Origin of the sequence: Collinsella sp. AF20-14LB (genome assembly GCF_003459505.1) — a bacterium.
Taxonomy (GTDB): Bacteria; Actinomycetota; Coriobacteriia; order Coriobacteriales; family Coriobacteriaceae; genus Collinsella.
The window spans coordinates 65,749-80,181 of the sequence record NZ_QRWD01000004.1; the positions used below are offsets into that span (position 1 = coordinate 65,749).

Genomic DNA, 14,433 nt, shown 5'->3' on the forward strand with positions numbered 1-14,433 from the left:
GGGCATTCGCCCGGCACTGCCATGAGAGGAGCGGCCGTGAACAAGAGCAAGCGCATCGCCATCAGTCTGGTCGCGGGCGTGCTCGCTGCTCTGCTCTGCATGGTTTACGGCTCGTCGATCCGCTCGCAAGCCGAACAGGTCCAGGCTGAGACCTTGGCCAAGTACGGTGGCGATCGCGTCGAGGTATGCGTCGCGGCGCGCGATATCGATGTGGGCGAGACCCTCGATGAGACCAATGTCATAACCCAGGAGTGGTTGACGAGTCTGCTGCCGCGTGACGCGGCGACCGAGCTACGCCAGGTGCGCGGCGACGTGACGACTTCGCGTATTCCCAAAAACGCCGTGATCTGCAATGTCTACACCAAGGCCGAGAGCCACATGCTCGAGGTGCCTAAGGGCAAGGTCGCCGTTTCGGTGGCGGTCGATGCCGAGCACTCGGTCGGCGGTGCTGCGGGCGTGGGCAGCTACGTGGACGTGTACGTGCAAAAAGACGGCGTAACCGATCGGCTGTGCGGTGCGTACGTGATCGATACCAGTGAGGATTCCGGTGCCACGCGCGAGGGCAAGATCGAATGGGTGACGCTGGCGGCTGACCCCGAAGACGTCAAGGAACTGCTGGGCGCCTCGGGCAAGGGAACGGTCAGCTTGACGATTCCCGCCACGGCGCGCGGCAAAAAGAGCGGAGGCGACGAGTGATGAAGGCGATCTGGCTTGCGTGCTGCGCGTGCGGCGATTACGGGCTGTTGCAGCGGGAAGTCGAGGGCCGTGATGCGGGTGCACAGGTGCTTCGCGTGGGTGACCTGGACGGGCTGGTTTCCATGGCGCGGGCGTTTCCGTCGCGCCGCGGGGCTGCCATCATCGCGGCGTCTCTGTTTGATACCGAAGATGTTCGCAAGGCTGTTGCGCGCCTGACGGCCGAAGGCCGCGTGAGTCGCGTGGTCGTGTTGATAGAAGCGCTCGATCCGTCGGATATCGAGGGGCTGTTTCGCGCGGGGGCGACCGAGGTCATCGCTGCGCACAGTATATGCGGCAACGGGCGCGCGGGCGAGGGAGCGGTTGATTCCGATCGGCGCATGACGATTGAGCCCGATGCTTTTGTTGATAGGGAACCCGGGGCGCCTCGCGCTACAAGAGGCCCGCGTGTTGATGATTATGGAAAAGCGGAAGCCGAGCATGGTCGGCGCCCCCGGAACCCCCTTGTATGCGATGACGCTGGAGGGCCGGCGCAGCATGCTGGCGACTCCCCGGCTGTAGATATGGGATACGTGCACGGCGTGCATCTGGTGGATGAGCTCGACGAAGTTGAGGGCTTTGCCGGGTGCGGCGAGTTGTCGCTGATGCAGCATGAGCAGATTGCGCAGAACGAGCTTGCTTCGCAGACCGAACAAGCTGCCATGCCGGCTTGGACGCAGCGTGTGGTTGCGGCGGAGGAGACGGGGACGCTGGCACCGACGCCCGCACCGCCGCCTCCGATGCCGCCGGCAGACGCTGCCGCTCCGCAGCGTCGAGCTCCGGTCATCTGCGCCATTTCGGGTTCGGGCGGTTGCGGCAAGTCGACGATCGTTGCCACCATGGCACACACATCGTCGCTGTTGGGCTTGCGTGCCGCCGTGCTCGACCTGGACCTGATGTTTGGAAACCTTTACGACTTGTTAGGTGTCGATGCTCCGCGCGATATGGCGGCGCTTATCGAGCCATCGGCGGCGGGCGCGCTCACCGAGCCGGATATCGTAGCCACATCGATGCGCGTGGCGCCGGGCGTTACGCTCTGGGGTCCCGTCGCGGCGCCCGAGCAAGCCGAGCTCATGGCACGTCCGGTGGAGCTACTGCTTGATGTCCTGCGTCGCGAATCCGACGTGGTCTTTATCGATACCTCGGTCTTTTGGGGCGACGCCGTGGCGGCTGCGGTGGCGGCGAGCGACCGTTGCCTGGTCGTTGGCGATGCTGCGGTGTCGTCCGCGACATCGGCGTCGCGCGTCATCGAACTGGCAAGTCGAGTAGGTGTGCCGCGCACGCGCATGAGCGCCGTGTTCAACCGGTTCGGTGCGCGCGGGGCAGACGAGGACGTCGCCATGCGCTTTGAGATTGCCTGTGCGTTGAGCTCCAAGATTCGTATCGCCGATGGCGGGCAGGATCTCGCCGCGCTCATGGCGTTTGGGCGCGCTGACGAGGCGGTGGGGCAGACCAGTGCTTTTGCGACTAGCATGCGCGAGGCCACGCGCGAGATGCTCGTGGAACTGGGGTGCGCCGTCGGCCCTTGGGGCGATATGGTCGCCGACCGTGCAACGCGTACCGAACGCCCGCGTATCCGCCTTCCCTGGTTGCGCGAGGGTGATCAGCGATGAGCCTGCAAACGAGGATTAAGGCTGCCGGCGCTGCAGCGGCGGCAGCGCCTGTAGATGCGGGGCGTCGCCGCGCGGTGAAACGACGCACCAAGCGCGCCGTGATGGACCGCATGGGTTACGACGAAGTGGCGCGTATCAGCGCCTATATCGACCCGGCACTTGCCCGCTCGGAATTGCGTCCTGCGGTGGAGGCGGCGCTCAATGTTGAGGAGCCGACCGATCTCGCGACGCCCGAGCGCGAAACCATCATCGACGAGATTTTGGATGACGTGGTGGGCTTGGGGCCGTTGCAGCCGCTCATCGAGGACGACACCGTTACCGAGATCATGATCAACGGCTGTCGCTCGGCTTTCTTTGAACGCGGCGGCGTCTTGTACCCCATCGAGCATGCGTTTGAGGATGATGAGCAGATCCGTGTGCTTATCGACCGCATTATCTCGCCGCTCGGCCGTCGTATCGACGAGCGTAGCCCCATCGTCAACGCCCGCCTCAAGACGGGTTATCGCGTCAACGCGGTGATTCCACCCGTGGCGATCGACGGGCCAATCCTCACCATCCGAAAGTTCTCGGACCGTATCTGCTCGCTGGACGAGCTCGTGGGGTTGGGATCGCTGCCGCTTTGGTATGCGCAGCTGCTGTCGTGTGCGGTGTCGCTGCGACAAGACCTGGCGGTTGCGGGAGGCACGGGATCTGGTAAGACCACCCTGCTCAACGCGTTGTCATGTGAGATTTCCACCGGCGAGCGCATCGTGACGATCGAGGACTCTGCCGAGCTCAAGTTTGCGCATCATCCGCACGTGGTGCGCCTAGAGGCGCGCGAGGCTTCAATTGAGGGTGAGGGCGCGGTGACGATCCGCGACCTGGTGACTAATGCCCTGCGCATGCGCCCCGACCGCATCGTGGTGGGCGAGGTGCGCGGTGCCGAGTGCTGCGACATGTTGCAGGCCATGAACACGGGCCACGACGGATCGCTCACCACACTTCATGCGGGTTCAGAACAGGAGACCGTGGTGCGTTTGACGTTGCTTGCACGTTATGGGATCGATCTGCCGAGTGAGCTTATCGAGGAGCAGATTGCCATGGCACTCGACGGTATCGTGATGTCCGAGCGCCACGCCGATGGCAGGCGCTTCGTCTCCTCGTATTCGGGGGTGCGACGCGCCGCATCGGGCGGCGTAGAGCTCGAGCGCTATGTGACGTTCGATGCCGCCGAGCGCACCTGGACGCTTGACCGCGAGCCGCCGTTTATCGCAGAAGGCCTGCGGTCGGGGACGCTCACACAAGAGGAGGTGGACGAATGGAGATCACTGTGCCCCTCGTCGTAGGGGGCTTGGCAGGGCTTTCTGTCGCGACGGCGTGCGGGGCGGAACCTCGTGTGCCGCAGGTACCGCCGGCGGAGCTGGCACGTCAGGCGCTCGAGACGGTGGCAGAGAAGCTGCCGCGTGAGCTGGTGGAAAACGATCTGCTGAAAAAGATCGCCCGTTCGTGGGCATCGCTGGCTCCGGCGCATCGCCTTGGCCTCGTGATCGAAGATGCTTCGGGACGTTTGGCGTTTCTGCTGCTATCGAGCGGTGTCTGCTGCGTTTTACTAACGATGGTGTCGTTATCGCCCCTCGGATTTGCCTTGGGACTTGTTGCTCCGTTTGCCGTTGGTGCCGCTCGGGATGGCTTTGAGAGCCGGCGCGAGCAACACGATGCAGAAGAGGCAATGCCCGAGGCGTTTACCGCACTTTCCATGTCGCTTGCCTCGGGACATTCGCTGGCCCAGGGCATGCGCTTTGTGGGCGCTCATGCGCAAGAGCCAGTGCATACCGAGTTTTTGCGGGTGGCGGCGGCGATCGATTGCGGCATCTCGGCGACCGACGCGCTCGATGACTTGCTCGTGCGTATCGACGCCCCCGGTCTTTCGCTTGTGACCTTGGCGCTTAAGGTGTCTCAGCGCACCGGCGCTCCGCTTGCCGACTTACTGTCCGAGGCGTCGAGCATGGTGGGGGAGCGCATTGAGCTCAAGCGCCGCCTGGATGTTAAGACGTCGCAGGCTCGCATGTCTGCGCATATGGTCGCGGCGATGCCGGCGGGCATGTGCGCGGTGTTGGCGCTGCTTTCGGCAGATTTTCGTCGCGGTCTTGCGACGCCTGCCGGCGCGGGCGCTGTGGTGCTGGGTCTTGCCCTCAACGCCGTTGCCCTGGTGGTTATCCGGCGCATTATGCGGGTGGAGCTATGAGCGCCCCGGTTGCAGTTGCGGCTTGCCTGTGCGCCCTGAGTGTATTTGTCGCGACGGGTTTGGATCGGGCGGATGCACGCAAGATCGCAGGGGCCTGCAAGCGCGAGGCGGTGCTGGTCGCTGCCGCGGGTCGCTCGGTGGTCGATGCTCTGACCGCGCGAGTGAAGGGCGCGGTTGGAGCGGGCGGCCCGGCGCGAGTGTCGCTCGGCGAAGTGTCCGAGATGATCGATGTTGTGCGCTTGGGTCTTTCGGCCGGCCTTTCGTTTGATGCGGCGCTTGAGATTTTCTGCGCCAACCGCCGGTCAGTGCTGGCTCTTCGCCTTGAGCGCGCCTGCATGGCGTGGCAGGTGGGCGTGGGCACGCGTGAGGACGAGTTGTTGGCCGCCGCGCGCGACCTGGACGTGCGAGCGCTCGAGACCTTTGCCATCACGGTGGGGCAGGCGCTCGCCCTGGGTGCCCCACTTGCCGAGACGCTGGCCGCTCAAAGTCGCGAGATCCGTGCGGCTCATCGCGCCGCGGTCGAGCGCGAGATCGAGCGTGCGCCCGTCAAGCTGCTGATTCCCACCGGCACGCTCATCTTGCCGGCGTTGCTTCTGTCCATATTGGGCCCGCTGCTGGGAGCAGGCGGGATGATGTAGGGAGGAATACATGAACACGATGACTGACACTGCTGGCAAGGTGCAGGGCTGGGCGTTTTGCCGGGCGGCACATGTTCGTCAGCGCGCCAAGGAACTATTGCAGGAGGAGAGTGCGCAGGGTACCACCGAGTATGCCATCTTGGTCGGCGTGCTCGTGGTGATCGCGATTATCGCCATCGTCGCATTTAAGGGCAAGGTCCAAGATCTATGGAACGCTATCAGCGAGGGCATCAACAGCCTGTAGAGGGCGAGCGCCCCGTCGGGGTGCTGCTGGTGTTTGCTTGCCTGACCGTGGCGATAGCGGCGGTGCTTTGGGGGCTTAACGCCGCGCGGCAGCAGCGTCCTGGGACCGCCTCCGATTTGGGCTCAGATTCGGCGGTGGCGTCTCAAAAAGATGAGATGCGAGATGCGGACGATTCGGATGTCGCTGTCACGGCGCAAACCTTTCTGCGGACGCTCGACAAGCGGTCTGGCACTGCGACGGATTCGCCTGGGGGCAACGCGATTGTGGTCCGGCTTGCATGGTCCGAGGACCGACCGATGACCGAAGCGGCGGCGGATATGCTGCGTTCCTATCGCGAGGTACCCACGGCGCAACTTGCTCTGAGCGGCTATCTCGACATCAAGGGAAACGTGTGGGGCGCCATCGTGCGTGACGGACGCGGCTGGGTCGATATGGTGACGGTTGCCGCGGATGCTGGTGATACTTCGTGTCGCCTGCGCGCCGTGCGCCTGGTTCCGCAAACAATAAGCTCAAAGGAGGGGTCGTGAAATGCATGGCGTTCTGCGTGAAGAGGTTGCCCAAGCGACTGTGGAATACGCCATCGTCACGGTGGCGCTGTTATCGATCGTGCTGGCGATTGCGGGGCTTTGGCGTGCTGGCACCGATGGGCGCTTGGCGGCGCTGGTCGAGCGGGCGGCGTCTCACGGCGTCACCTCGACATCGGTTGTCGACGCTGCTGCGGGTGCTGAGGACATCGCGCTGTATTGATATCGCGCGCGAGGACCGGGCGCAGTCTACGGTCGAGGCCGCTTTTTTGCTGCCGACGTTTCTGACGCTCATCCTTCTCGCACTGCAACCGGCGTGTCTGCTCTATACGCGCGCGGTCATGGAGTCTGCCGCCGCCGAGACCGCGCGGCTCATGACCACGACGACGGCGGAGGACGACGATCTTAAGGAGTTCACCCGCCGCCGACTTGCCGCAGTGCCCAACGTTTCGATCTTTCATGCCGGCGGGCCGCTGTCGTGGGATATCGAGCTTGGCCGGGTCGGTGCGGGTGGCGCCTCGTCCGTGTCCGTTTCCGGCGAGGTCAAGCCGTTGCCTGTGATCGGTGCGTTTGCGCAGGCTATGGGTGGTACCGCCGAGGGCGGCTACGTTGAGCTCAAGGTCGATGTCTCGTATCAATCGCGTCCCGAATGGCTGGAGGGAGATTATGATTCGTGGATTGCTGCATGGGATTAAGCGTTTCTGGTCTAGACGCGTTTTGACGCACCGTCCGAGCTGCCATCGCAAGCGAGGCGGCTTTATGGGTCGAGCCGGTGTCGATCTGTTTATCGAAGACGGCGCCTATACCACGCTTTCTTCTGCCGTGGTCATCCTAGTGGTGCTCACATTGTTGTTTTCGTCGACCGCGGCGATATGGAGCATGTCGCGTGCCGGGGACACCCAGGTGGCGGCCGATAGCGGCGCGCTGGCGGGTGCCAACGTAGTGTCGTCCTATCACACGGCTGCCACGGTGGTTGATGCGAGTATCTTGAGTCTGGGGCTGGCGGGGTTTGCCACGATCGGGACGGGCCTGGTCGCCATCCTCATCCCGGGTGCCGAGCCGGTTGCCGGCAATATGGTCGACACCGGGATCGAGATCATTAAAACGCGCAACAAGTTTGCCAAAAGCGCATCGGAAGGCTTACAGAAAATCGAGACGGCTCTGCCGTATCTGATCGCCGCGCGTGCCACGCAGGCGGTGTCGGCGCAGGATACCGATAGTGTGACCTATACCGGTACGGCGCTTGCCGTGCCCAGGACATCCGAGTCGGACTTTGCTGCGCTCAAAGGGTCAGAGATCTCGACCGATACCATTAAAGACACATCAGATGATTTAGAGCGTGCGGCCGAGGAGCTGCGGAAGGCCTCGGAGGAGACGGCGAAGGCAAAGGAGCGCGCTTGGCTGGCGGATTGTGGTGGGTCTGACAAGGGCTCGGTCGGCAGCTGTTCTTGCATGTGGGAGCGTGCGAAAAGCCTAACGGATCTCTCCGGTGTTCAAAATCCGCATTACTCATCGAGCGTTACGTGGGAGCCCCAAGTTGCCCTTGATCGCGCGAAGGACTACTACCATTGGCGTCTGACAAATGAGAGGCCCCGCGGCTCGAGTGTCGAGATGAAGGCAGAGTCTGCGGCGCGTAAGGCGTTTTATACCTATGCGAGCGCGGAGGTCGATCGGGCACATATAACCGAGAACGGAGACAGGGTTTCCTCTTATATTCCGCTGCTGCCGCGCAACTCTGATGAGGTTCGGGCGACGGAACTCTATACCGATGCGGTGTGGCCGACTAGCGTGAACGATGACAAGGCGTATCTGCATTACGGGACGACCTGCCCCAACTATAAGAAAGGGACGTCGAGCGGATTTGCTTCGGTTGCCGATTACGATGGACAGGATAAATGCAGCAAATGCCATTTTGGCGTTTTGTCGCTTGGTGCTGTTGCGGCGCCTTCAAGCTCTATCGAAAACGGCTTCGAGTATCACTTTGACAAGTTTAAAGACGCCCTGGAGGACTACGTCGACTGTCGCAACAAGGAGCTCGAGCTCGAGCGTCAGACCGAGGACGAAGCCGACCGTGCGGGCAATGCGTTTGACCAGGCCATTAAAGCGCTTTCGGGCGAGCGTCCGCGTATCGCTCCGCCCGGTCGCAACGGCGTGGTTGCCTTTGCGGTTTCGGGTGCCATCTCGAGCCCCGATGAGCTCAACTCTTCGTTTAACACGGCAGTCAGGCTTGGCGATCGCGGTGCCATCTCTGCCGCGGTGCTGGCGCCCGATGAGGCGACGGCGCAAAACAACGTGCTTTCGCGATTTTTCTCGACATTGAAGGAACGCTCGGGTGGCGTTGCCGGCGTACTCGATGGCGTCATGGATGTCTGGGGACGGCTGCTTGTGGGATACGGAGACATCCAAGGTTCGGCCGACGAACTTATGGACGAGATGATTAAAGGCCTAGGAGGGGGCAGCGGCGCGTTGGGCTCCATCGCATCGTGGCTCGGCGATACCGTTTCGGCGTCCGTGGCGGCGCTGGGTTTGGAACCGTGCGACTTGCGCCTGCGAAAGCCGGTGCTGACTGATTCCGCCAACGTCATTAAGAGCCCGGGGTCTGACATTGCTGGTCTCTCTCAAGCGCAAGACAAACTGCGAAGTATTCCGTTGGGCGTGACCGATCCCAAGGCGCTTTGCGAGGCGTTGGAATATCAAGTCGAACGCACCATCAGCGGTACGGTGTTCACGCTTGCGGAGATTCCTCTGCCCGGCGGCGGCTCCATCCCGCTCACCGTCGATGTCGCCACGCTGGTTGGCGCTCTGGGCGGTGGGTCGTAATGAGTATCCGCATGCGTCTGCGCGAGGAGCGCGCCCAAGCGACGGTGGAGATAACAGTGGTTACGCCCGTTTTGCTGGTGCTGGCACTCATCGTATACAACGTCATGATCTATGCCAGCGCTGTCGCGCGCTTCGACCGCGTGGTGCCCGACATCGTGTTGGCGCACGCCGTGGCGCCGAGCGGGGAGGGCGACGAAAGCTCTGTCGATGCCTCGGCGACGGTCCGGACTCAAATTCTGAATGCCATGGAAGGCTATGACTTGCAGATCGAAGTGTCGAGCGAGCAAGGCGCGGAGGCATCGGATGGTGGCCTGCTCTCCCTATCCGGTACGTTTAGGACCTACACCTGCACCATGCACTATGAGCCGTGGCCGACTTCTCTCAGCATCGCTGGCGTTCCGCTGGGGGCGCCGACAACGTTGTCGCACGAGCGCGCGGTGACGGTCGACCCATGGCGTCCGGGGGCGGTCATGTGACCGCGGTCTCGTCCTACATCGCCTACGCGCGGGCACTCAATAGGCTGGGCTGGACGCCGGCCGAGTTTGCGGTGGCGGAGTCGTTTGCCGTGCGCCTGCGCGGCATGCTGGGACGGTGTCCGGTTGCCGCCAACGGTCTGCCGCTCGTCATGGCATTTCCACGCTGCTCTTCGGTCCATACGTGTTTTATGGCCTATCCCATCGATATCGCCTTTATCGATGCACGTGGCTATGTCCTCGTATGCTACGAAAACGTACGTCCCTGGCGTATGTGCTCCTGCCCCGGCGCCTGGGCCGTACTAGAGCGTCCTTCAATCATTGTTTCGACCCCTGCTCTCCAACGCGTGCCGGCTTAAGAATTGGCGACAGCGGACTTTCGTCATACGAAATTGGGTAAGATGGAGGAGAAGATGCATGGATGTTGAGATCCATCCCAACGCTAAAAAGCACCTGACGGAAAAGCAGGTGCTTAGCGCTTGGCTTGCGGTTACTGAGTGCATTCGTCGCGAGCCGAAGGACGAGCCGCCGAGATGGCTTGCGATTGGATGGCTCCCAGACGGACGAAGCGTGGAGCTTGTCGCGGTCGAGCTTGTCCGTGGGGGCTTATCATTCATGCCTTGTCTCCAGTCCAGAAGAAATTTTGGCAGGAGATTGAACGGGCTCGGCAAAGGGGTCGATGATGGGCAAGACGTATACGGCCGCTAATGGTCAGGTTGTAACGGATGAAATGATTGACGCGTGGTGCGAGTCGTACGAGCGCGGAGAGTTTCCGGATGGCGAACACACCGTTGGTGGGATCGTGCATGGACGGCCCCCACTCTCGGGTGAGGGGACGGCAACGCTGTCGGTCAAGATTCCTCTGGGAATGAAGGAGGCCATTCGTCGACGGGCGGCTGCCGAGGGGATGACGCCAAGTGAGTTTGCCCGTGCGGCTCTGAGCGAAAAACTTCTTGCTGCCGGCTGATGCCTCTGACGTGCCGATTTAAAGAACCGAGGCTGTGCTCAAAAACTTTTTTGAAATTCTCGGTTGACCGGAACGCGTCCTTGGTTATACTAATCAAGCCTTGAAACAAGGCACACCTCAAATGGCTGGGTAGCTCAGTTGGTAGAGCAGAGGACTGAAAATCCTCGTGTCAGGGGTTCGATTCCCTTCCCCGCCACCTTGAATTGACTAGGACCTCTGCAAAGGGGTCCTTTTCTTTTATGTAGGGTTCTGCGGAAACTGCGTCCCAGAATAAGGGCTCAGAACGGGACACACTTTCCGGTGCCTGCCTCCGGCGCGCGTACACACCTCGTCGCACCATTCCGAGTCCGTCTGCTCCCAGACATTCCTCCCACTTTCGCGTCACTTTGCAGACCGTTCGGTCGCCTGTCCGCACACGCGGGTATACTCAAAACGATACTTATCCTATGCAATACGATGCGGGTTCGACCTGCATGATCCGAAGGGGGCAGTGATGGAGAGGATACTCGGCGTTAATCTCTCTGGCTGGTTTATTCCCGAGCCTTGGGTGACCCCGTCGCTGTACGCGGCGACCGGTGCATCCAACGCGGCTGAGCTACAGGAGGCCATGGGTACCGCCGCCTATAACGAGCGCATGCGCCGCCATTACGAGACGTTTGTGAGCGAGGACGATTTTCGCCGCATGGCGCAGATCGGTCTCAATGCCGTGCGTCTGCCGGTGCCCTGGTATGCCTTTGGCTCACAGGAGTCCGATGCCTCCTACATATCGGTTGTCGATTACATCGACCGCGCAATTGAGTGGGCTGCCAAGTACGACATCCGCGTGCTGCTCGATCTGGCAACCGTGCCCGGTGGCCAGGGCGATTCCAACGATTCGCCCACCACGCCGGAGGCTGTTGCCGAGTGGCATTCGTCCACCAACGGCCGTCATGTCGCACTCGACGTGCTCGAGCGCTTGGCCGATCGCTATGGCGAGGCCGAGAGCCTGCTGGGCATTGAGCTGCTGGACACGCCGCAGATGAGCGTTCGCAAGAGCCTCTTCACCATGACGGATGGCATTCCTGCTCACTACCTGCGCAATTTCTATCGCGATGCCTACGAGCTCGTCCGTTCGTATATGCCCGAGGATAAGATCGTCGTCTTCTCGTCGTCGGGGCATCCCAGCGAGTGGAAGCATTTTATGCGCGGCGCCAAGTACAAGAACGTCTACATGGACCTTCACCTGTACCATTACCGCGACGAGTATGCGCTCGACATCACGAGCCCTCGCGGGCTGACGACGGCGATTTCGCGTAACAAGCGCGAGCTTAAAGAAGCGATTTCGACTGGGTTCCCCGTGCTGGTGGGCGAATGGTCGGGCGCGGCGATCTTTGCCAACTCGTCGGTTACGCCCGAGGGCCGCAATGCCTACGAGCGCGTGTTTATCGCCAACCAGCTGGCTTCGTTTGCGCCGGCTGCCGGTTGGTTCTTCCAAACGTGGAAGACCGAGAAGCGCATTGCAGCATGGGACGCCCGCGCGGCGCTCGGTACGCTCGAGCGCGGCATGATTGAATAGGTTGATATGACGCAAAACAGCGCCCATACGGGCAAACTCTATGTGGTCGGCACGCCCATCGGCAACCTGGGTGACCTGTCCCCGCGCGTTGGCGAGGCCTTTGCCGCTGCCGATGTCATCTGCTGCGAAGACACGCGTGTGACGTCAAAGCTGCTGATGCACCTGGGCATTTCCAAGCCGCTTGTCCGTTGCGACGAGAATGTGATCGCTAGCCGCGCTGCCGGCCTGGTCGACCGTCTGCTGGCGGGGGAGACCCTCGCCTTTGCCTCGGACGCCGGCATGCCGAGCGTGTCCGATCCCGGCCAGGCGCTGATCGAGGCGGCGCGTGAGGCCGATGTGCCCGTCGAAGTTATTCCCGGGCCCTCTGCTTGCGTCACGGCGCTCGTTTCGTCCGGCATTCCCTGCGAGCATTTTTTCTTCGAGGGCTTTTTGGGCCGAAAGCACGGCGACCGTGTGCGCCGTTTGCAGCGCCTTGCCGTGGTGCCTGGCGCACTCATCTTCTACGAGTCTCCACATCGTATCGTGGCGACGCTCGAGGCCGTGGCGGAGGTCTTTCCCCAGCGTGAGGTTGCCGTCTGCCGCGAACTCACCAAGCTGCACGAGGAGGTCTTGCGCGGGCCCGCTGACCAGCTTGCCGAGGAGCTGCGTGCTCGCGGCGAGGTAAAGGGCGAGATTGCGCTGGTCATCGCGCCGCCGAGCGAGGACGAGGAGGCCGGCATCGCGCCGGTTGGCGCTGCGGTAGCGGATCCCGACGAGGCCCTGCGCGAGGATATCCGCACCGCGCTCGAGGAGGGGGAGCCCGCCTCTGCGGTGGCCAAGCGCCTGTCTCAGAAGTATTCGCGCCGCAAGCGCGATGTCTATGCCATGGTGCTCGATATGCAATAGATGGAGGATATCCAGCCCTTGCGCTAGAATCATCCCCTGTATGCAACGTTTTTCTGGAGGACAAACCCCATGGATCAAAGCAAGCCTTCGTTCTTTATCACGACGCCCATCTACTACGTCAACGCCGATCCGCACCTGGGCACGGCTTATTCCACCATCATCGCCGACGTTCAGGCTCGCTATCGCCGCTCCGCCGGCTATAACGTCAAGTTCCTGACCGGCATGGACGAGCACGGCGAGAAGGTCGCCGAGGCCGCAGCCAAGCATGGCATGACGCCGCAGGAGTGGACCGATAGCCAGGCCCCGCACTTCAAGGAGCTTTGGAGCAAGCTCGAGATTTCCAACGACGACTTCATCCGCACCACCGAGCCGCGCCAGCATCATGCCGTGCAGTATCTGTGGGAGCGCATGAAGGAGTCCGGTTACCTGTATAAGGGCAGCTACGACGGTTGGTATTGCGTGCCTGACGAGACCTACTTCACCGATACGCAGGTCCAGAAGGGCGACGAGGAGTACGGCAGCGTCGGCCAGCATCTATGCCCCGACTGCCACCGTCCGCTTGAGCGCGTGCAGGAGGAGTCCTACTTCTTTAAGCTTTCCGCCTTCCAGGACAAGCTTCTCAAGCTCTATGACGAGCACCCCGACTTTGTCGAGCCTGCGTTCCGCATGAACGAGGTACGTAGCTTTGTCGAGGGCGGCCTTAACGACCTTTCCGTGAGCCGTACGAGCTTTGACTGGGGCATCCAGGTCCCGTTTGACGAGGGTCACGTGACCTACGTGTGGTTCGATGCGCTGCTCAACTATATGACTGCCGTCGGCTACGGTGTCGACACCGACGAGGCCCGTGCCGAGCTGGCCTATCGCTGGCCCGCGCAGTTCCATATTGTGGGTAAGGACATCATTCGCTTCCACTGCGTCATTTGGCCCGCCATGCTCATGGCCATCGGCGAGGCCCTGCCCGAGCACGTCTTTGCCCACGGCTTCCTGACCGTGCGCAATGCCGAGACCGGCAAGGCCGAGAAGATGTCCAAGAGCCGCGGCAACGCCATCGCTCCGCAGGATGTTATCGACATGCTGGGCGTCGAGGGCTACCGCTATTACTTTATGACCGACGTGGTCCCCGGCACCGACGGCGCCATCAGTTTCGATCGCATGGAGCAGGTCTACAACGCCGATCTGGCCAACAGCTGGGGCAACCTCATTTCGCGCTCGCTCAACATGAGCGCAAAGTACTTTGACGGCTGCGCCCCGGCTAAACCGGCGTCTGCCGACGCGTTCGATAACCCGCTGGCAAAGATTGCCGATGGCCTGGTCGACCGCTACATGGCCAAGATGGACGTGCTCGATTACGGCGGAGCCAAGGATGAGGTCATGGAGCTCATTCACGCCGCCAACCACTACATCGAGGACTCCGAGCCCTGGGCGCTTGCCAAGGACGAGGCCAAGGCTGACGAGCTGGCATTTGTGATCTACAACCTGCTCGAGGCCATCCGCATCGCCGCCCACCTGCTGATGCCGCTCATGCCCCAGACTTCTGCCGAGGCTCTGCGCCGCCTGTCCTGTGAGGGCGAGGCCGCGAGCGACGACCTCAAGGGCATTTGCACTTGGGGCCTGCTTGCTGGTGGTCAGCCCGTCGAGAAGGGCGATCCGCTGTTCCCGCGTCTGGCGTAGAGACCGCGCGAGCGCCATATCGGCAATTTGCTGTTTAGCTGTAAGGGCATGGCCGCAACGGTCCATGCCCTTTCGTTTCAAGACGCC

The 14,433-nt window shown here is 62.1% G+C and carries 17 protein-coding genes and 1 tRNA gene; all 18 read left to right on the top strand.

Annotated features, from left to right (window positions below; all coding sequences use genetic code 11):
* Positions 1–36: 36 nt before the first annotated feature.
* A complete protein-coding gene (cpaB, locus tag DWX63_RS03020; RefSeq protein ID WP_233514444.1) occupies positions 37–696 on the top strand; it encodes a Flp pilus assembly protein CpaB in 660 nt (219 codons plus the stop codon).
* The gene (locus DWX63_RS03025; RefSeq protein ID WP_117842785.1) at positions 696–2,345 is read left to right on the top strand and encodes a P-loop NTPase; all 1,650 of its coding nucleotides are present in this window, start codon (positions 696–698) and stop codon (positions 2,343–2,345) included. Before cpaB ends, DWX63_RS03025 begins: the two co-directional genes overlap by 1 nt.
* A complete protein-coding gene (locus tag DWX63_RS03030) occupies positions 2,342–3,670 on the top strand; it encodes a CpaF family protein (RefSeq protein WP_006235095.1) in 1,329 nt (442 codons plus the stop codon). Before DWX63_RS03025 ends, DWX63_RS03030 begins: the two co-directional genes overlap by 4 nt.
* Positions 3,643–4,569: a type II secretion system F family protein gene (locus tag DWX63_RS03035; RefSeq protein WP_117563706.1), complete on the top strand. Its 927-nt coding sequence runs from the start codon at positions 3,643–3,645 to the stop codon at positions 4,567–4,569. The genes DWX63_RS03030 and DWX63_RS03035 overlap by 28 nt, the downstream gene beginning before the upstream one ends.
* Positions 4,566–5,207, top strand: coding sequence for a type II secretion system F family protein (locus DWX63_RS03040; RefSeq protein WP_055250542.1), 642 nt, complete (start codon positions 4,566–4,568; stop codon positions 5,205–5,207). The genes DWX63_RS03035 and DWX63_RS03040 overlap by 4 nt, the downstream gene beginning before the upstream one ends.
* A 10-nt stretch (positions 5,208–5,217) precedes the next feature.
* Complete coding sequence (locus DWX63_RS03045) at positions 5,218–5,451, top strand: hypothetical protein (RefSeq protein WP_117628991.1); 234 nt, start codon at positions 5,218–5,220, stop codon at positions 5,449–5,451.
* The gene (locus DWX63_RS11105) at positions 5,415–5,978 is read left to right on the top strand and encodes a hypothetical protein (protein ID WP_147329317.1); all 564 of its coding nucleotides are present in this window, start codon (positions 5,415–5,417) and stop codon (positions 5,976–5,978) included. The genes DWX63_RS03045 and DWX63_RS11105 overlap by 37 nt, the downstream gene beginning before the upstream one ends.
* Before the next feature lies 1 nt (position 5,979).
* Positions 5,980–6,198, top strand: a complete 219-nt coding sequence (locus DWX63_RS11110; protein WP_055250538.1) for a hypothetical protein — start codon at positions 5,980–5,982, stop codon at positions 6,196–6,198.
* Positions 6,173–6,670, top strand: coding sequence for a TadE/TadG family type IV pilus assembly protein (locus DWX63_RS03055; protein ID WP_233505636.1), 498 nt, complete (start codon positions 6,173–6,175; stop codon positions 6,668–6,670). The genes DWX63_RS11110 and DWX63_RS03055 overlap by 26 nt, the downstream gene beginning before the upstream one ends.
* 64 nt (positions 6,671–6,734) lie before the next feature.
* Positions 6,735–8,795, top strand: a complete 2,061-nt coding sequence (locus DWX63_RS03060) for a hypothetical protein (protein ID WP_117842786.1) — start codon at positions 6,735–6,737, stop codon at positions 8,793–8,795.
* Positions 8,795–9,271: a hypothetical protein gene (locus tag DWX63_RS03065; RefSeq protein ID WP_117842787.1), complete on the top strand. Its 477-nt coding sequence runs from the start codon at positions 8,795–8,797 to the stop codon at positions 9,269–9,271. The genes DWX63_RS03060 and DWX63_RS03065 overlap by 1 nt, the downstream gene beginning before the upstream one ends.
* Positions 9,268–9,627: a DUF192 domain-containing protein gene (locus DWX63_RS03070; protein ID WP_226790440.1), complete on the top strand. Its 360-nt coding sequence runs from the start codon at positions 9,268–9,270 to the stop codon at positions 9,625–9,627. Before DWX63_RS03065 ends, DWX63_RS03070 begins: the two co-directional genes overlap by 4 nt.
* Positions 9,628–9,685: 58 nt before the next feature.
* Complete coding sequence (locus tag DWX63_RS03075) at positions 9,686–9,976, top strand: hypothetical protein (protein WP_117583813.1); 291 nt, start codon at positions 9,686–9,688, stop codon at positions 9,974–9,976.
* Entirely contained in the window at positions 9,951–10,235 is a 285-nt protein-coding gene (locus tag DWX63_RS03080) for a ribbon-helix-helix domain-containing protein (protein ID WP_035137167.1), read from the top strand. The genes DWX63_RS03075 and DWX63_RS03080 overlap by 26 nt, the downstream gene beginning before the upstream one ends.
* A gap of 123 nt (positions 10,236–10,358) precedes the next feature.
* Positions 10,359–10,431, top strand: a tRNA-Phe gene (locus DWX63_RS03085).
* Positions 10,432–10,728: 297 nt separating this feature from the next.
* Entirely contained in the window at positions 10,729–11,790 is a 1,062-nt protein-coding gene (locus tag DWX63_RS03090) for a glycoside hydrolase family 5 protein (protein ID WP_055309641.1), read from the top strand.
* A gap of 6 nt (positions 11,791–11,796) precedes the next feature.
* Entirely contained in the window at positions 11,797–12,675 is an 879-nt protein-coding gene (gene rsmI / locus DWX63_RS03095) for a 16S rRNA (cytidine(1402)-2'-O)-methyltransferase (RefSeq protein WP_117842788.1), read from the top strand.
* Positions 12,676–12,744: 69 nt separating this feature from the next.
* Entirely contained in the window at positions 12,745–14,346 is a 1,602-nt protein-coding gene (metG, locus tag DWX63_RS03100) for a methionine--tRNA ligase (RefSeq protein ID WP_117640791.1), read from the top strand.
* Positions 14,347–14,433: the final 87 nt, after the last annotated feature.